The sequence below is a fragment of the Lonepinella sp. MS14436 genome (assembly GCF_042470565.1).
In the GTDB taxonomy this organism is placed as follows: Bacteria; Pseudomonadota; Gammaproteobacteria; order Enterobacterales; family Pasteurellaceae; genus Lonepinella.
Map to the genome: position 1 here is coordinate 950368 of NZ_CP170385.1, position 17201 is coordinate 967568.

At 38.1% G+C, this 17201-nt stretch carries 17 protein-coding genes; 14 read left to right on the forward strand and 3 right to left on the reverse strand.

Annotated elements, in window-relative coordinates:
* The first annotated feature begins 486 nt into the window (after positions 1 to 486).
* The gene (locus O1Q81_RS04610) at positions 487 to 2049 is read left to right on the forward strand and encodes a cytochrome ubiquinol oxidase subunit I (protein ID WP_386689900.1); all 1563 of its coding nucleotides are present in this window, start codon (positions 487 to 489) and stop codon (positions 2047 to 2049) included.
* Positions 2050 to 2063: 14 nt separating this feature from the next.
* The gene (gene cydB / locus O1Q81_RS04615) at positions 2064 to 3200 is read left to right on the forward strand and encodes a cytochrome d ubiquinol oxidase subunit II (protein WP_386689902.1); all 1137 of its coding nucleotides are present in this window, start codon (positions 2064 to 2066) and stop codon (positions 3198 to 3200) included.
* Positions 3201 to 3585: 385 nt separating this feature from the next.
* Here cydB and cmoA read toward each other — a convergent pair whose 3' ends face one another.
* Together cmoA and O1Q81_RS04625 are read right to left on the reverse strand one after the other, a co-directional pair.
* Positions 3586 to 4311, reverse strand: a complete 726-nt coding sequence (gene cmoA / locus O1Q81_RS04620) for a carboxy-S-adenosyl-L-methionine synthase CmoA (protein WP_386696022.1) — start codon at positions 4309 to 4311, stop codon at positions 3586 to 3588.
* A 70-nt stretch (positions 4312 to 4381) separates the two neighbouring features.
* On the reverse strand, positions 4382 to 4897 hold the full coding sequence (locus O1Q81_RS04625) for an isoprenylcysteine carboxyl methyltransferase family protein (protein ID WP_386689906.1): 516 nt from the start codon (positions 4895 to 4897) through the stop codon (positions 4382 to 4384).
* A 222-nt stretch (positions 4898 to 5119) separates the two neighbouring features.
* On the opposite strand from O1Q81_RS04625, the gene aspS reads away from it, so the two are divergent.
* The 8 genes from aspS (at position 5120) to ruvB (ending at position 11788) form a co-directional block, all read left to right on the forward strand.
* The gene (aspS, locus tag O1Q81_RS04630; protein ID WP_386698466.1) at positions 5120 to 6886 is read left to right on the forward strand and encodes an aspartate--tRNA ligase; all 1767 of its coding nucleotides are present in this window, start codon (positions 5120 to 5122) and stop codon (positions 6884 to 6886) included.
* 50 nt (positions 6887 to 6936) lie between these two features.
* Positions 6937 to 7260 (forward strand): hypothetical protein, encoded by a 324-nt coding sequence (locus tag O1Q81_RS04635; protein WP_386698468.1) that lies wholly within the window; start codon positions 6937 to 6939, stop codon positions 7258 to 7260.
* Positions 7261 to 7272: 12 nt separating this feature from the next.
* Positions 7273 to 7710, forward strand: coding sequence for a dihydroneopterin triphosphate diphosphatase (nudB, locus tag O1Q81_RS04640; protein WP_386698469.1), 438 nt, complete (start codon positions 7273 to 7275; stop codon positions 7708 to 7710).
* A 364-nt stretch (positions 7711 to 8074) separates the two neighbouring features.
* A complete protein-coding gene (locus tag O1Q81_RS04645) occupies positions 8075 to 8815 on the forward strand; it encodes a YebC/PmpR family DNA-binding transcriptional regulator (protein ID WP_386698471.1) in 741 nt (246 codons plus the stop codon).
* Between the two features lie 88 nt (positions 8816 to 8903).
* Positions 8904 to 9446 carry a hypothetical protein gene (locus O1Q81_RS04650; RefSeq protein ID WP_386698472.1) on the forward strand — a complete coding sequence of 181 codons (543 nt, stop codon included), beginning with the start codon at positions 8904 to 8906 and terminating at the stop codon, positions 9444 to 9446.
* A gap of 71 nt (positions 9447 to 9517) precedes the next feature.
* A complete protein-coding gene (gene ruvC, locus O1Q81_RS04655) occupies positions 9518 to 10090 on the forward strand; it encodes a crossover junction endodeoxyribonuclease RuvC (RefSeq protein WP_386698474.1) in 573 nt (190 codons plus the stop codon).
* Between the two features lie 63 nt (positions 10091 to 10153).
* Complete coding sequence (gene ruvA / locus O1Q81_RS04660) at positions 10154 to 10768, forward strand: Holliday junction branch migration protein RuvA (RefSeq protein WP_386689922.1); 615 nt, start codon at positions 10154 to 10156, stop codon at positions 10766 to 10768.
* Positions 10769 to 10780: 12 nt separating this feature from the next.
* On the forward strand, positions 10781 to 11788 hold the full coding sequence (ruvB, locus tag O1Q81_RS04665; RefSeq protein WP_386693323.1) for a Holliday junction branch migration DNA helicase RuvB: 1008 nt from the start codon (positions 10781 to 10783) through the stop codon (positions 11786 to 11788).
* A gap of 35 nt (positions 11789 to 11823) precedes the next feature.
* Here the strand turns inward: ruvB and O1Q81_RS04670 are convergent, their stop codons facing one another.
* Positions 11824 to 13779 carry a hypothetical protein gene (locus O1Q81_RS04670; protein ID WP_386698476.1) on the reverse strand — a complete coding sequence of 652 codons (1956 nt, stop codon included), beginning with the start codon at positions 13777 to 13779 and terminating at the stop codon, positions 11824 to 11826.
* A 188-nt stretch (positions 13780 to 13967) separates the two neighbouring features.
* On the opposite strand from O1Q81_RS04670, the gene metF reads away from it, so the two are divergent.
* The 4 genes from metF to O1Q81_RS04690 all read left to right on the forward strand — a co-directional run bounded on the left by metF (position 13968) and on the right by O1Q81_RS04690 (position 17190).
* Positions 13968 to 14846 (forward strand): methylenetetrahydrofolate reductase, encoded by an 879-nt coding sequence (gene metF / locus O1Q81_RS04675; RefSeq protein ID WP_386692674.1) that lies wholly within the window; start codon positions 13968 to 13970, stop codon positions 14844 to 14846.
* Positions 14847 to 15020: 174 nt separating this feature from the next.
* The gene (gene pth, locus O1Q81_RS04680) at positions 15021 to 15608 is read left to right on the forward strand and encodes an aminoacyl-tRNA hydrolase (RefSeq protein ID WP_386698479.1); all 588 of its coding nucleotides are present in this window, start codon (positions 15021 to 15023) and stop codon (positions 15606 to 15608) included.
* Between the two features lie 10 nt (positions 15609 to 15618).
* The gene (gene ychF, locus O1Q81_RS04685) at positions 15619 to 16710 is read left to right on the forward strand and encodes a redox-regulated ATPase YchF (RefSeq protein WP_386698480.1); all 1092 of its coding nucleotides are present in this window, start codon (positions 15619 to 15621) and stop codon (positions 16708 to 16710) included.
* A 45-nt stretch (positions 16711 to 16755) separates the two neighbouring features.
* Complete coding sequence (locus O1Q81_RS04690) at positions 16756 to 17190, forward strand: methyltransferase family protein (protein ID WP_386696038.1); 435 nt, start codon at positions 16756 to 16758, stop codon at positions 17188 to 17190.
* Positions 17191 to 17201 lie beyond the last annotated feature (11 nt).

A 17201-nucleotide genomic window follows, 5' to 3' on the forward strand; every position in this document is an offset into this window, starting at 1 on the left:
ACTCAATTTAGTACATAATTCCCACAAGTTTCGTGAAAATATCAGAGATTTAATTAAAAGTCTATATTTTTTTATGGAATGGTGGCATTTATTTTCAGTCTGAATGATTTTATGTTATTTAACTAAACATTGCATAAGCAGATGCGATGTTAATCTTTTGTTAAAAGGAATTTGATTTTGCGAAAGATCAAATGCGAGAGGCGAAATAATTTTACCTTTTTTTTGATTTAGATCTATAAATGTGATCTATATAACATTTTTTCTGTTTTTTATCCGCATAAAAAGTAGTAGAATAGCCAGCGATCTTGGATTGTTTTGATAATCTCTTATTAATTAAATGAGTAAAGATTGTTAAATAAATTTATATAAAAGGTTACTTTTAATGTTAAACACTGGTTGAACATTAAAAGATAAAATTGGGGTGATTACTTCTTTATTATAGTAATCTAGTAATAATCTTGTAGCATATTTACAAGGAGTTGTGAGATGTTAGACGTTGTTGAACTCTCTCGTTTGCAGTTTGCATTAACAGTGTTATATCACTTCTTGTTTGTTCCTTTAACATTAGGTCTTTCCTTTATTCTTGTCATTATGGAAACAACTTATGTGGTAACAGGCAAACAAGTTTATAAGGATATGACAAAATTCTGGGGTAAGTTATTTGCTATTAACTTTGCTCTTGGGGTAACCACTGGTATCACCATGGAATTTCAATTTGGTACTAACTGGTCGTATTATTCTCATTATGTAGGGGACATCTTCGGTGCTCCTTTAGCTATCGAAGCATTATTAGCCTTTTTCTTAGAATCAACCTTTGTGGGGTTATTTCTATTTGGTTGGGATCGTTTATCTAAAAAACAACACTTAATTTCTACTTATTGTGTAGCATTTGGTTCAAATCTATCTGCAATGTGGATCTTAGTTGCTAACGGTTGGATGCAATATCCTGCAGGTTCAGAATTTAATTTTGAAACCATGCGAATGGAAATGACTAGCTTTTTAGATTTATGGTTAAATCCAACTGCACAAAATAAATTATTACATACATTATCAGCGGGTTATGTATCTGCTGCGATGTTTGTATTAGCTATCAGTGCATTCTATATTTTAAAAGGTCGTGACATTGGTTTTGCTAAACGTTCTTTTTCTATTGCTGCAACCTTTGGTTTAGTCGCAACTATAGGTGTTATTGTGATGGGTGATGAGTCTGGCTATGAAGTTGGTCAAACACAACCTGTTAAATTAGCTGCTATGGAAGCCGATTGGGAAACTCAACCCGCACCTGCTTCTTGGCATTTATTTGCGATTCCTAATCAGGCAGAACGTAAAAATGATGTAGAATTTTCCATTCCATTTATGGGGGGAATGATTGCAACTCGTTCACTTGATGGCACATATCCTGGTTTGAGAGAATTAGAAGCAACCAATACACAACGTGTACGTAACGGTATTGTCGCTTATGGTTTACTTGAAGAATTACGTGCTCAGAAAAAAGCGGGTAAAGTTGACGAAGCAACTAAAGCGAAATTCTTAGAAGTGCGTAATGACTTAGGTTATGGTTTATTATTAAAACGCTATACTAATAAAGTCATTGATGCCACTGAAAGCCAAATTAGAGCGGCTGCTAAAGATAGTATTCCTAATGTTGCACCAGTATTCTGGTCATTCCGTGTCATGGCAGGGCTTGCAGGTGTTATCGGATTATTAATTTTCGGTGCATTTGTACAAAGTATTCGTGATAAAGCACATAAAACGCCATTGCTACTTAAAGCACTATTGTGGAGCTTGCCATTACCGTGGATTGCTATTGAATCAGGTTGGTTCTTAGCCGAGTACGGTCGTCAACCTTGGGCAATTCAAGATGTTCTGCCTGTGGGTATTGCCAATTCATCATTAAGTACAGGTGATCTTTGGTTCTCAATCGGCTTACTCTGTGCCTTATATACAATATTCTTAGTAGCAGAAATGTATTTAATGTTTAAATATGGTCGTCTTGGACCAAGTGCATTAAAAACAGGTCGCTATTATTTCGAGCAATCAACTAAATAAGTAGGAGTTAGACAATGATTGATTATGAAATTCTACGCTTTATTTGGTGGATTCTAGTTCTTGTCTTGTTAATCGGTTTCTGTGTAACAGACGGTTTCGATATGGGCGTATTAACTTTATTACCTTTTGCAGGTAAGAAAGAAGTTGAAAAACGTGTCATGCTTAACACCATTGCGCCACACTGGGACGGTAACCAAGTATGGCTATTAACCGCTGGCGGTGCAATGTTTGCCGCATGGCCTATTGTTTACGCGGTATCTTTCTCTGGCTTTTATATTGCCATGATCTTAGTTTTAGCCGCATTATTTTTCCGTCCAGTAGGTTTGGAATATCGCGCTAAAATTGAGGACGTAACTTGGCGTAAAGCATGGGATATTGGTTTATTCATTGGTGGTTTTGTGCCGTCATTAATATTCGGTGTGGCATTTGGTAACTTATTACAAGGTGTACCATTTGAATTCAACGATATTATGCAAATCAAATACACTGGTTCATTCTTTGAATTATTAAATCCGTTTGCGTTACTTTGTGGTTTAATTAGCTTATCTATGCTAACAACACAAGGTGCTGCTTGGTTACAAATGAAAACTACGGCAGAATTACGTAATCGTGCCAGAACTATTTCACAAGTAGGTGCATTTACAACCTTAGTGACATTCGCTCTTGCTGGTGTATGGTTATTATTTAAAGATGGCTTTGTAGTCACTAGCGTTGTTGATCATAATGCTGTATCTTCACCATTAGGTAAAACGGTAACACTTGAAACGGGTGCATGGTTCAAAAATTATAACGACATTCCGTTGTTATATATTTTCCCTGTCTTAGCAGTGATTGGTGCGTTATTAAATATCGCAGCCTCTAAAGCTAACCGTTCAGGTTTTGCATTCTTCTTCTCATCATTAACCATGTTGGGTATTATTGTAACCTGTGGCGTATCAATGTTCCCATTTGTTATGCCATCAATTACACACCCTGATATGAGCTTATTAATGTGGGATGCAACTTCAAGTCAATTAACTTTACAAATAATGTTGTTCTGTGCATTAGTATTTGTAGTAATTGCCTTGTCTTATACAATTTGGTCATACTACAAAATGTTTGGTCGAATCGATGCTAAATACATCGAAGAAAACAAAACGACAGCATACTAAGAAGGAGAATACTATGGTATATGCAATTTGGGTAATCGGTGTATTATTTGCCATTTGGCTTAGTGTCAAAGTAGTTACCAACTTAGAAAAAAAAGGTTCATTTGACGAATAGTCAATGCCGATAAATAACAAAAACGCCGAATAATTTATTGTTCGGCGTTTTTGTTTGCCCTGCACTGACGTACAGGGCTACGATTGTGACGATGCTCCGCATCTTATCTAACGTTAGCCACGGAGTGGCGTGATGTGCTTAACCCCATACGAGAGTGCGGGGTAGTCCCTGCACTGACGTACAGGATTAGTATTGTGATGATGCTCCGCATCTTATCTGGTATTAGCCACGGAGTGGCGTGTGATTATGCTTAGCCCCGTACGAGAGTGCGGGTCACTTCACCGCTACCATCGATCCAAAATTAAAGCATTGAAACCACACTTCAACATGGGAAAATCCGATATTTTTTAACCGCACTTTATGTGTATTTATACTGTCTGGACGCATGACATTTTCAAGTGCGGTACGTTTTTGGCTGACTTCCAGTTCACTGTAGCCGTTGGCTCGTTTAAATTGATGGTGTAGATCGATCAGTAAATCGTCAATTTTCTTGTCTTCAAAACGGAATTTTTCCGATAGCACTAATACGCCGTTTGGATTTAAGCCTTGATAAATTTTTTCTAACAAGATTTGGCGATCTTCTGGAGGTAAAAATTGCAAAGTGAAATTTAAAATTACCATAGACGCATTTTCAATTTTTACATGGCGAATATCATCGCATAAAATTTCTACGGGTACATCACTATGATACGCATTGATATGCTGACGACAACGTTCCACCATCGGTTGTGAATTATCGACACCGATAATTTTGACATTCGGTTGTTGGATATTCCGCCGAGCAGAAAGGGTAGCGGCACCACGTGAACAACCGAGATCGTAAACGTGGCTATTGGCGGTGACAAAACGATTTGCCAACATGCCGATTGCCGTGATGATATTGGAATAACCTGGCACGGAGCGTTGAATCATATCAGGAAACACTTCCGCTACGTTTTCATCAAAGGTAAAATCGCCCAGTTTTTCAATAGGGGTCGAAAAAATCGTATCTTTATTCATATAATTGCTACGTTTAACCAAAAAAGTGCGGTTATTTTAGAAGAAGTTTTACCCTACTACAAATAAATTGTTATTTTTTTAGCAGATGTGCCATGGCATTTTCTTCTTGTTTAATGCGTATCGCTAAAATAATAAGATAAATTGGTAAACCGATAAGGGCAGTAACAGATGCCTGACAAAATAAAGCTAATCCGACTAATTCTGGAATAATATTTAAGAAATAATTTGGGTGGCGGATATATTTGAACAAAAATGACCTATTGATTTTATGATTTGGCAGAATATAGATTTTAACCGTCCAAATCTCTTTTAATTCGTAAATGATGTAAAACAACATTGCAATGGCAACGATAAGGATCGTTAAGCCGATGAGTGAAATAGTATTGAATACTATATGGCGGTAATTTGCTTCTATAATTGCCGAAGCATAATATAGAATATGAGCAACAGAAAGCAAGCTAGAGTTGGCTTTGCCATACTGAATGGCACCTTGAGCAATCAATGCTTTTTCATTACGAATGGAAATGGATAGGCTATAAAAACGAATAGCCAGAATAATTGTAAATATAATATTGATAAATAACATGACAATCCTTTGACTTGAGTTAAATCCATAAAATAAGGTTGCACAATATAACAAAAATGAATATGCAATGCACTAATTTTTGATCTAAGGTTATAAAAATTAATCGGTTAATGCTTAAATCTTATTGTGTTATTAGATTTAAATAATCTTTTTCTCCGCAGGCATTTTCCGCTATAATTGACGCAATTTTTTCTCATACTTTACAGAACAAAGGATTTTAACATGATGCGAACTCATTATTGCGGTGCATTAAACCGTGAAAATATCGGACAGCAAGTAACATTAAGCGGTTGGGTGAATAAACGCCGTGATTTAGGTGGATTGATTTTTATTGATATGCGTGATGTGAAAGGCATTGTGCAAGTATGTTTTGACCCGAAATATCCGCAAGCCTTAGAGCAAGCCGCCAGTCTGCGTAACGAATTTTGTATTCAAATCAAAGGCGAAGTGATTGCTCGCCCTGATAATCAAGTTAATAAAAATATGGCAACGGGCGAAGTGGAAATTTTGGCTCACGAGTTGTCTATTTACAACGCATCAGACGTATTGCCGTTAGACTTCAACCAAAATAACACCGAAGAACAACGCTTAAAATACCGTTATTTAGATTTACGCCGACCTGAAATGGCGGAACGGCTAAAAACTCGTGCTAAAATCACCAGCTTTGTTCGCCGTTTTATGGACGAACAAGGTTTCTTAGATATTGAAACTCCAATGTTGACCAAAGCGACCCCAGAAGGGGCAAGGGATTATCTCGTGCCAAGCCGTGTGCATAAAGGCAAATTCTATGCCTTGCCACAGTCACCGCAATTATTTAAACAGCTTTTGATGATGTCAGGCTTTGACCGTTATTATCAAATTGTGAAATGTTTCCGTGATGAAGATTTGCGTGCAGATCGCCAACCTGAATTTACCCAAATCGATGTGGAAACCAGTTTCTTAACCGCCCCTGAAGTACGTGCGATTATGGAAAAATTAATCCATGGTTTATGGTTAAACACTATCAACGTGGATTTAGGCAAATTCCCTGTGATGACATGGCAGGAAGCGATGGAGCGTTTCGGTTCAGACAAACCCGATTTGCGTAACCCGTTAGAAATGGTCACAATTTCTGACCTTGTGCGTGATGTGGAATTTAGCGTATTCAAAACTCCAGCCAATGACAAAGGCGGAAGAGTAGCCGCTATTCGTGTACCAAACGGCTCAACCATCACGCGTAAACAAATTGACGAATACACCCAATTTGTCGGCATTTATGGTGCGAAAGGCTTGGCGTGGTTAAAAGTCAATGATGTAAATGGTGGACTAGACGGCGTGCAAAGCCCGATTGCCAAATTCTTATCGGAAGAAGTGTTAAAAGCCATTTTAGATCGTGTCAAAGCCGAAACAGGCGATATTATTTTCTTTGGTGCCGACAAATGGCAAACCACCACTGACGCATTGGGTGCGTTACGCTTAAAACTCGGTCGTGATCTCGGTTTAACTCGCCTAAACGAATGGCAACCGCTGTGGGTGATTGATTTCCCAATGTTTGAACGGGATGAAGAGGGCAATCTTGCCGCCATGCACCACCCATTCACCTCACCAAAAGATTTCAGCCCAGAACAGCTTGAAGCCGATCCAACCAGTGCGGTAGCAAACGCTTATGATATGGTGATCAACGGCTACGAAGTGGGCGGCGGTTCGGTGCGTATTTTTGATCCAAAAATGCAACAAACCGTATTCCGTATTTTGGGCATTAACGAACAGGATCAACGTGAAAAATTCGGTTTCTTACTCGATGCCTTAAAATTCGGCACTCCACCACACGCAGGCTTGGCGTTCGGTTTAGACCGTTTAACTATGTTGTTGACGGGTACAGAAAATATCCGTGATGTGATTGCATTCCCGAAAACTACGGCGGCAGCTTGCTTGATGACGGATGCCCCGAGTTTTGCGAATCCGCAAGCGTTGGCGGAATTGGCTGTGAGTGTGGTGAAAGCAGAGTAAATTTTGTCAGGGCGTATGGCGTACGCCCTTTTTATACGGAGAAAATCAAAATGTTTGTCCCAGAAGCTGAGAATAACAAAAAGACCCAAATTAAAGTGATCGGTATTGGTACGGCTGGTGTAAAAACTGTAGATCATTTTGTTAAAACAGTGCCTACAATGTGTACCGATACCGCTGAAATAGATGTTTTTGCGGTTCACCACGATGCTCAGAAACTTAATAATTGTAAAGTGAATAACAAAATTCAAATCAATACTATTTTGCCTTTTTATGGCTATGAACGTACTCGTGGAACATCTTCACTTGAATGGACAAGATTCGGTTGGGATAATTATTGGGCTTATGTTAATGTTTGGCGAAAAGCAGGGTTTTAGTTTTTGCTAAATATGAACTACAAAAATCCTAACTCTATTTTAGTAGTCATCTACACCGAAAATACAGGCAATGTCCTAATGCTCCAACGCCAAGACGATCCCGATTTTTGGCAATCAGTAACAGGATCTTTAGCCAAAGACGAAACGCCCGAACAAACGGCAATTCGGGAAGTGTTAGAAGAAACAGGCATTGACATAAAAGCAGAAAATTTAGCTCTTTTTGATTGCAACGAATGGATAACATTTGAAATTTTCCCGCATTTTCGGTATAAATATGCCCCGAATGTAACCCATTGCAAAGAGCATTGGTTTTTGTTGGCTCTGCCAGATGAGCGAGTTCCCCAATTAACGGAACATCTTGCTTATCAATGGATAAACCCAAAACAAGCCACTGAATTAACCAAATCACCTAATAATCGGCAGGCAATAGAAAAATATTTAATCAAGTAAATATAAACAAAGCTATCCCCGAACATATCCCAATGGGATATGCAGGGTACTTTAACGAATAAAAAGTGCGGTCAAAAAAATCTCAAATTTTACACCGCACTTTCACAACGCAAAGAAAGGTTTCCCCTTCTTTGCCGCCTAAAAATGTATTAATTTGTAGGAAAACTTGTACTGTTTGAGCGAAGCGAGTTCAGCCATTTCCCGTTAAACAAATTAATGGATTTTTAGGAAACAAGGCAAAGCAGGGTCGCCTTTTTTGGTTACTTTTTTGGCGAAGCAAAAAAGTAACAAGAACATTGGCGAAGAAAAAAGTAATAAATAAACCAAATTTAAAATTAAACAAAAAAGAGAAAGGAAAAACAACATGGCAGGACACAGTAAGTGGGCTAACATCAAACACCGCAAAGCCGCACAAGATGCACAACGCGGTAAAGTGTTTACTAAATTAATCCGTGAATTAGTCACCGCTGCAAAAATTGGCGGTGGTGATGTCGGCACTAATCCACGTTTGCGTGCGGCAGTGGATAAAGCACTTTCCAGCAATATGACCCGTGATACCATTAACCGTGCTATCGAGCGTGGTGTGGGCGGTGGTGATGATACCAATATGGAAACCCGTGTTTACGAAGGTTACGGACCAGGCGGCACGGCGGTGATGGTAGAATGTTTGAGTGACAACGCCAACCGCACCATTTCACAGGTTCGCCCGAGTTTTACTAAATGTGGCGGTAACTTAGGGACTGAGGGTTCAGTCGGTTATTTATTCAGTAAAAAAGGTTTAATTTTAATTCTTGAAGCCGATGAAGATGCTTTGACCGAAGCGGCAATCGAAGCGGGAGCAGACGATATTCAGCCGCAAGATGACGGTTCATTTGAAATCTATACTGCATGGGAAGATTTAAGTAATGTGCGTGAAGCGATTGAAAAAGCGGGTTTCAAAATTGAGAGTGCCGAAGTGACAATGATCCCATCAACCAGCGTTGATCTTGATGCAGAAAATGCACCAAAACTATTACGTTTAATTGATATGCTGGAAGATTGTGATGACGTGCAAAACGTCTATCACAACGGTGAAATCAGTGATGAAGTGGCAGCCCTACTTTAATATAATTTGTATTATAGGTTTTGTTATGCTAGGATAAAAATGTCTTTTTGAACAAGACCTTACTTTTATTTTTTATTAAGGAGATTCTATGAAATTAGTCAAATTTATTCCTGCAATCTGTGCCACAGTAGTATTGGCTGCTTGTTCTTCAGCCCCTACTGAGCAAGAAATGGCTGCCGCTCAAGTTGAAAGAGAAGCTCAAGTAATGGAGCAAGCTATGAATACAGCAGATGCACAAGCAACTGAAATGGCAAAAAATATTGACGGTACCGCACAAGTAAAAGTACAAAAAGTGCCAACTGTAAATAAATCGGTGGTTTATCGTTGTCAGTCAGGCAAAGTAGTAACAGCAACCTATGCTTTTGAAAATAACGATCCGCGAGCGGTTAGTGTTCGTTTAGGTAAAGGTCAAAAAGCATTAAAAGTATCATTAGCTCGTGATGATAATAGCAAAGACACCGTTTCATTTGTTTCTGATAAATACGAATGGAATGTAGATACGGGTTTAACCTTAGATAATTTTAATGGTGTTGATGCCATTCATTTAGTGAAAAAAGGTGCTGAATCCGATCAAATTTTAGCAAAACTTTGTAATGTTAATAAAACAGCGACAAAACGATTAAATAAATAATTAAAATCAGTTATGATGATTGGGTGGAGATAGAACTCCACCCATTTTATTTTGTAGAATTGTAGGGCAACATGGCAATCATTTTAGGAATAGACCCTGGCTCAAGAGTGACTGGTTATGGGGTTATTCGTCAAACAGGACGTACATTAGAATATCTCGGCAGCGGTGCTATTCGTACCCAAGTAGAAGATATGTCAACACGTTTAAAGCGGATTTATGCTGGTGTAACGGAAATTATCACGCAATTTCAGCCTGATATGTTTGCTATTGAAGAAGTATTTTTAGCCAAAAACCCAAGTTCCGCTTTAAAACTCGGACAAGCACGTGGCACAGCCATTGTAGCCGCGGTGAATAGTGATTTACCCGTGTTTGAATATGCTGCTCGTTTGGTGAAACAAACAGTAACAGGTATTGGCTCGGCGGATAAAATACAAGTACAAGATATGGTTACTCGTATTCTTAAACTCTCTGATAAACCCCAAGCTGATGCAGCAGATGCCTTAGCGATTGCCATTACCCATGCTCATACCATTCAACATAGTTTGCAGGTTTCTCACACGGCAACTCCAACGGAAACTCGAGAAAAATACACCGCACTTTTACGCACTCGTTATAGCCGTGGGCGTTTTCGCTTAAAAATTTAACTGGATTTTTGTTCAGTCTTTGGTTATAGTAAGCAAAAATTTTTGCAAGGATAATTTAACGCTATGATCGGTCGCTTACAAGGTAAACTTATCGAAAAACACCCGCCTGAAATTTTGCTTGATGTACAAGGTGTGGGCTATGAATTGTTATTACCTATGACAAGTTTTTATAATCTACCTGAAATTGAGCAAGACTGTACTTTATTTACCCATTTGGTGGTACGAGAAGATGCACATTTACTGTTTGGATTTTCCCATAAACAAGATCGCAGTTTATTCCGTGAGTTAATCAAAACCAATGGGGTAGGTCCTAAATTAGCCTTAGCGATTTTGTCCGCCATGTCAGTATCGGAATTTGCTTATGCGATTGAACACGAAGAATTATCTAAGTTAGTGAAAATTCCAGGTGTGGGTAAGAAAACGGCGGAGCGGTTGTTGGTCGAATTAAAAGGCAAATTCAAAGGTGTGGGGCAAGGGGATTTCTTTGTGAAAAGTAACCATTTGCCAGCGGTTGAACGGATATCTGCAACGGAAAATGTAGCTACAGATGATGCAGTTTCAGCCTTGATTGCTTTAGGTTATAAACCGATGGATGCGGAGAAAATGGTGAAGAAAGTGGCAAAACAAGATCTGTCTTCTGAACAACTAATTCGAGAAGCCTTAAAAGCAGCTTTATAAGTGAGATAGATGATGATTGAAGCAGATCGCATTATTAGTGCTACAGCAAAATTAGATGATGAAATAGTTGATCGTGCCATTCGCCCTAAATTATTGGCGGATTATGTGGGGCAACCACAAGTGCGGTCGCAAATGGAGATTTTTATTCAAGCAGCGAAATTACGTCAAGATGCCTTGGATCATTTACTGGTTTTCGGTCCCCCTGGATTGGGTAAAACCACCTTAGCCAATATTGTGGCAAATGAAATGGGGGTGAATATTCGCACGACTTCAGGTCCTGTGTTAGAAAAAGCAGGGGATCTTGCGGCTATGCTGACCAATCTTGAACCTCATGATGTGCTATTTATTGATGAAATTCATCGTCTTTCGCCAGCTATTGAAGAAGTGCTTTATCCTGCGATGGAAGATTATCAACTGGATATTATGATTGGTGAAGGTCCAGCCGCTCGCTCGATTAAACTCGATCTGCCACCATTTACTTTAATCGGAGCAACCACAAGGGCAGGTTCACTGACTTCACCGTTACGTGATCGTTTTGGTATTGTACAACGCCTAGAATTTTATTCGGTGGAAGATTTAACGTTCATTGTTTCTCGCAGTGCCAACTGTTTAAATTTAGAATTATCTGAAGCTGCTGCCATTGAAATTGCTCGCCGTTCTCGTGGTACACCACGTATTGCCAACCGATTATTACGCCGTGTACGTGATTATGCAGATGTGAAAAACCGCGGTGTGATTTCCGCAGAAATTGCCAATGCGGCATTGTCTATGTTAGATATTGATCAGGCTGGTTTTGATTATTTAGATCGCAAATTCTTAACATCAATTATTGAACGTTTTGACGGAGGACCAGTGGGGTTAGATAATATTGCAGCAGCCATAGGGGAAGAGCGAGATACTATTGAAGATGTGCTAGAACCTTATTTGATCCAACAAGGATTTTTACAACGCACACCACGGGGGCGAATTGCCACTAACCATACTTATCGTCATTTTGGGTTAGAAAAATTGACAGAATAAAGCAAATAAGGAAACGGAATCCGTTTCCTTATTTGTTACTCTTTTTCTATGTTTAATTCATCTTGTGGTTCAGAATTTTGTTGTTCAGAATCAAAAGGCATTCCATTAATTAACATATTGCCATTATCGGCTTTGAAATCAAGATGATATTGCCCGTCTTCAAGTTTAAACAAATCTTGTAGCACAGTAACAATAGAGTGCCAAAATGGTGTTGGTGGTTTTTCCATTTTAACTATGTCTTCAGCAATAGTAACGTTTAGTTGAATATTATTTTGCTTGATATTATTCATTCCATCTGCATAACCTTGCGGTAATGTCGCCGTTAAATTTGCATTTACGGGTAAAGATTTGCTGGCACTTGGATAAGTGTCAATATTGGCTATGAATGTTGCTTTGGGAATATTAACGGGCGTAGCTAAATATTGTTCCAATGTTATTTTAATATAATTATCACTAGTTAAATTAGTTGCACAGATACCACGGTATAACTTACAAAAATAGGTTTGGTAGAATGCTTTGTTTGGTGATAGTTGTTCCAATGGGAAATCTAATTTTAACTGACTAAATTGCATTTGTTGTTCAGTTAAGGTTAATTTATTCAACGAAATATTATTTTTTGTATCAAAAATATCTTTCAGCGGTTGAGCAGTATAGTTCCATTTAAGATTTTCTGCTGTCCCTTGATTTTTCATTGAAACTTTCTCAATTTTCACCGCACTTTCTAATTGCGTTTGGAAATTTTCAGCGAGTTTATCTAAATCGGCTAAGAAGTTTGGCGTATCTTTTTGAGGTAAATCCTTAGTTTGTAAACTTTTCGGTAAATATTTGATTAAAAAAGCTAAATGATTTTCTAAATTTAAATGTGAAAGTTTATTTTCGGCAGAAATGCCAGTAAATGACAATTCATCATCTTGATTAAACAGAATATTTTTTGCTTTTAGATTAATCGTTTGTTCTGCATTCAGTTTATCTTGATGATTTGATGAAAAAACAATTTGTGTATTCTGGGCATCAATCAGGTTTATTTCATTCTTAGGATAAATAAAACGGTTCACTGAAAGTGTGGACTCAATTTTTTGATTATTAAATACAAAATCAATAAATTGTGTGATCATTGAAGTTAAATTAAATTGCTCTGCTTGTAATTGTTTTAATTGCTCAGGAAAAGTAACATGAGATGGAATGCCTTGTCGCTTTAACGTCAGCTCAACATTTTCTGCTCTGGTTTTATCTTGATCGGATTTAGTATTTTTATTCGACAGATAAATCCCTTGTTGATTAATGTGCTGATTTAAATCATATCCTTGATCATTGATTTTTTTATCCAGAATATAATGTCCTTTAACTAAACCGATATGTGTGCCGTCACCATCGAGTAAGTTCACATCAATTTTCTTGGTTTTAAAATCTGCTTTAATTAAATCATATAAATTATCCCCAACCGTGGTTAATAAAAAGTTACCTTTCAGGTCAGTGATTTTTAATAGTTTATCGTAGTTAAAAGCGGAAAGTTCAGTTTGTAATTCAATAGATTTGGATTGAATATCGTAAGACAATTCGCTTTCTAAAGTTTGCGATTGATTTGTACTATCACGAAATTCGGTCACAACACGAGAACTTAAACTATCACTAAAGACTGAAAATTGACTGGTAATGGTATTTTTATCAATGGTGATATTAAGTTGTTCATTTAGTTTCTTAATTAAATTGGTATTAAATTCCGATTCTGCACTAATCATTAACGGAAGTGCGGTTAATTTTGTGTGCATAAAATCCGTTTTATTACCATTTCGCTCCATGCTAAAAATGAGATCACGAGTAAAAAAATCGCTATTTTTTTCTGTAATAGTGATATTAAATTGATCCTTTAATTGATAAGGAAATTTGCTAATGGTCTGATCGATTTGGTAGTTCGTATAAAATTGTGTCGCTACGCCAACCACTAAAGCGACAGCCGATAAACGTAATAAGAATTTAACTTTTTTGCTCATTATTTTTCCAAGAGGTACGGATAATTAGGTAAAAGTATAGCGAATTTACCAGATGACTACAAATATAGCTTATATGAATTAGATTCATAAAAAATGTGAATTTTTTGAAATTGACGCATAATTATGATTGCTTTAATTTATCCTTAACTCAATACCTTAATTGAATTCAGATAATATGGAGTGAATATATGAGTTACGCCAAAGAAATTGATACACTAAACCAACATATTGCAGATTTAGACGGAAAAATTAACGTTTCATTCGAATTTTTTCCACCGAAAACCGAAAAAATGGAAGAAACCCTGTGGGCATCTATTCACCGTTTAAAGACCTTAAAACCGAAATTTGTATCAGTAACTTATGGGGCAAATTCTGGTGAGCGTGATCGCACTCATAGTATTGTTAAAAGTATTAAACAACAAACAGGTTTAGAAGCGGCTCCCCATTTAACGGGGATTGATGCCACCCCTGAACAACTCCGCCAAATTGCTAAAGACTACTGGAATAGTGGTATTCGCCGTATTGTGGCATTGCGTGGCGATGAGCCGAAAGGTTATGCCAAAAAGCCATTTTATGCGTCAGATTTGGTGACATTATTGCGTGATGTCGCAGATTTTGATATTTCCGTGGCGGCTTATCCCGAGGTTCATCCTGAAGCCAAATCCGCTCAAGCAGACTTGATTAATTTAAAACGCAAAATTGATGCAGGGGCGAATCATGTAATTACGCAATTTTTCTTTGATGTGGAAAGCTATTTGCGTTTTCGTGATCGTTGTGCGTCCATCGGTATTGATGCAGAAATTGTGCCAGGTATTTTGCCTGTGACGAATTTCAAGCAGTTACAGAAAATGTCGAGCGTAACGAATGTGAAAATTCCAAGTTGGTTGGCTAAGATGTATGAGGGTTTAGATGAGGATCAAACTACCCGTAATTTAGTCGCATCAAGTGTTGCTATTGATATGGTACGAGTGTTATCCAGAGAGGGCGTGAATGATTTCCATTTTTATACCTTAAATCGTAGTGAATTGACCTATGCGATTTGTCATATCTTGGGGGTTCGTCCTTAATTTAAGTGATACCAAGGTTTTAGATTTAACATAGTATGAAAGCCCTTAAAAATGTTGATTTTAAGGGCTTTCATTGTATCAGGTTATGCCTTTTATCAAGGCAAATAGAATACCGTGTAAAAACGCAAATTTTCCGCTATAATATCCCCTTATTTTTGACTAACGGAATCATCTATGTCTGAAATCAAATTAATTGTCGGATTAGGCAATCCTGGGGCAAAATATGAGGGAACTCGTCATAACGCTGGGGAATGGCTGGTCAATGAAATTGCCCGTTCATATAATGTCAGCCTGAAAGACGACAACAAATATTTTGGTAAAACTGCCAAGATTTCCACCGCACTTGGTGATGTATGGTTGCTAATTCCCACCACCTTTATGAATTTAAGCGGTAAAGCGGTGGGGGCGTTGGCGAATTTTTTTCGCATTCAACCTGAAGAAATTCTCGTGGCACACGATGAGCTAGATTTGCCTTGTGGCGTGGCGAAAATCAAGCAAGGCGGCGGACATGGGGGGCATAACGGGCTGAAAGATATTATTGCCGTATTAGGTAATAACAAAAATTTCTATCGGATTCGCATTGGCATTGATCACCCAGGCAGTAAAGAATTGGTGGCAGGTTATGTATTAAGCAAAGCTGCTCCAAAAGATCAGGAAAAAATCAACGCCGCCATTGACGAAGCCAGTCGTTGTGTGGACGTATTATTCAAAGACGGTGTGGTAAAAGCCACTAACCGATTAAACAGTTTTAAAGTAGAGTAAGGAATAAAAAATGGGATTTAAATGTGGTATCGTGGGTTTACCCAATGTCGGAAAATCAACCCTTTTCAACGCATTAACCAAAGCAGGTATTGAAGCAGCAAACTATCCGTTTTGTACCATTGAACCAAACACAGGTGTGGTGCCAATGCCCGATCCACGCTTAGATGCGTTGGCAGAGATTGTCAAACCTGAACGGGTGTTACCAACCACAATGGAATTTGTGGATATTGCAGGCTTAGTGGCAGGGGCAAGCAAAGGCGAAGGCTTAGGCAACAAATTTTTAGCCAATATTCGTGAAACCGATGCTATCGGACACGTGGTACGTTGTTTTGAGAACGATGATATTGTTCACGTAGCAGGCAAAATCAACCCAGCGGACGATATTGAGATTATCAATACCGAATTGGCGTTAGCGGATTTAGACAGTTGCGAACGGGCGATCCAACGCTTGCAAAAACGAGCCAAAGGCGGCGATAAAGAGGCTAAATTTGAATTATCCATTATGGAAAAAATCCTGCCTGTGTTAGAAAATGCAGGCATGATTCGTGAAGTTAATTTAGATAAAGACGAACTTTTTGCGATTAAAGGCTATAATTTTTTAACCTTAAAACCGACAATGTACATTGCCAATGTGAATGAAGATGGTTTTGAAAATAACCCGTATTTAGATCAAGTGCGTGCCATTGCGGAAAAAGAGGGGGCGATTGTTGTGCCTGTGTGTGCGGCGATTGAAGCAGAAATCGCTGAATTAGAAGATGATGAAAAAGTCGAATTTTTACAAGACTTAGGCATTGAAGAACCTGGTTTAAACCGTGTCATTCGTGCAGGTTATGCGTTGTTAAATTTACAAACCTATTTCACCGCAGGCGTGAAAGAAGTACGTGCATGGACGGTTTCTGTGGGTGCAACCGCACCGAAAGCCGCCGCCGTAATTCACACCGACTTTGAAAAAGGCTTTATTCGTGCCGAAGTAATCGCCTATGATGATTTTATCCAATTCAAAGGCGAAAATGGGGCAAAAGAAGCAGGCAAATGGCGTTTGGAAGGAAAAGAGTATATCGTGCAAGACGGTGATGTCATGCACTTTAGATTTAATGTGTAACCTTGCAAGGGCGTAGTATTGCATACGCCCTATTTAACAATATTTATGGAACTTAAACTTCCCCCACCTATTTTATTTTTATTGGCAGTCGCATTCATCTACATGCTACCTAAAATAGCGTTGCCTTTAGCTAATTGGTTGAGTTATCTCTTTATTTTTACAGGTATTATTATTGCTATAGCGAGCTTGTATCCATTTTATCAACATAAAACTACAATTAACCCACATCGCCCTGAGCAAAGTGTTCATCTCATTACTTACGGGATTTACCGATTTAGCCGTAATCCTATGTATTTAAGTTTAGTTTGCTTTCTACTCGCTTTTACTTTTTGGCAACAACAAGCCTTAGGCTTTTTAGTAATTATTGGCTTTATTGCTTATTTAAATCGCTTTCAAATTCAACCCGAAGAACGTATATTAAAACAAAAATTCGGGCAAGATTTTTTACAATACCAACAAAAGGTAAGACGTTGGATTTAACAAAATTTAAG

Coding starts and splice junctions, on each gene's coding strand:
- O1Q81_RS04610 (WP_386689900.1), top strand. CDS start 487: ATGTTAGACGTTGTTGAACTCTCTCGTTTGCAGTTTGCATTAACAGTG.
- cydB (WP_386689902.1), top strand. CDS start 2,064: ATGATTGATTATGAAATTCTACGCTTTATTTGGTGGATTCTAGTTCTT.
- cmoA (WP_386696022.1), bottom strand. CDS start 4,311: ATGAATAAAGATACGATTTTTTCGACCCCTATTGAAAAACTGGGCGAT.
- O1Q81_RS04625 (WP_386689906.1), bottom strand. CDS start 4,897: ATGTTATTTATCAATATTATATTTACAATTATTCTGGCTATTCGTTTT.
- aspS (WP_386698466.1), top strand. CDS start 5,120: ATGATGCGAACTCATTATTGCGGTGCATTAAACCGTGAAAATATCGGA.
- O1Q81_RS04635 (WP_386698468.1), top strand. CDS start 6,937: ATGTTTGTCCCAGAAGCTGAGAATAACAAAAAGACCCAAATTAAAGTG.
- nudB (WP_386698469.1), top strand. CDS start 7,273: ATGAACTACAAAAATCCTAACTCTATTTTAGTAGTCATCTACACCGAA.
- O1Q81_RS04645 (WP_386698471.1), top strand. CDS start 8,075: ATGGCAGGACACAGTAAGTGGGCTAACATCAAACACCGCAAAGCCGCA.
- O1Q81_RS04650 (WP_386698472.1), top strand. CDS start 8,904: ATGAAATTAGTCAAATTTATTCCTGCAATCTGTGCCACAGTAGTATTG.
- ruvC (WP_386698474.1), top strand. CDS start 9,518: ATGGCAATCATTTTAGGAATAGACCCTGGCTCAAGAGTGACTGGTTAT.
- ruvA (WP_386689922.1), top strand. CDS start 10,154: ATGATCGGTCGCTTACAAGGTAAACTTATCGAAAAACACCCGCCTGAA.
- ruvB (WP_386693323.1), top strand. CDS start 10,781: ATGATTGAAGCAGATCGCATTATTAGTGCTACAGCAAAATTAGATGAT.
- O1Q81_RS04670 (WP_386698476.1), bottom strand. CDS start 13,779: ATGAGCAAAAAAGTTAAATTCTTATTACGTTTATCGGCTGTCGCTTTA.
- metF (WP_386692674.1), top strand. CDS start 13,968: ATGAGTTACGCCAAAGAAATTGATACACTAAACCAACATATTGCAGAT.
- pth (WP_386698479.1), top strand. CDS start 15,021: ATGTCTGAAATCAAATTAATTGTCGGATTAGGCAATCCTGGGGCAAAA.
- ychF (WP_386698480.1), top strand. CDS start 15,619: ATGGGATTTAAATGTGGTATCGTGGGTTTACCCAATGTCGGAAAATCA.
- O1Q81_RS04690 (WP_386696038.1), top strand. CDS start 16,756: ATGGAACTTAAACTTCCCCCACCTATTTTATTTTTATTGGCAGTCGCA.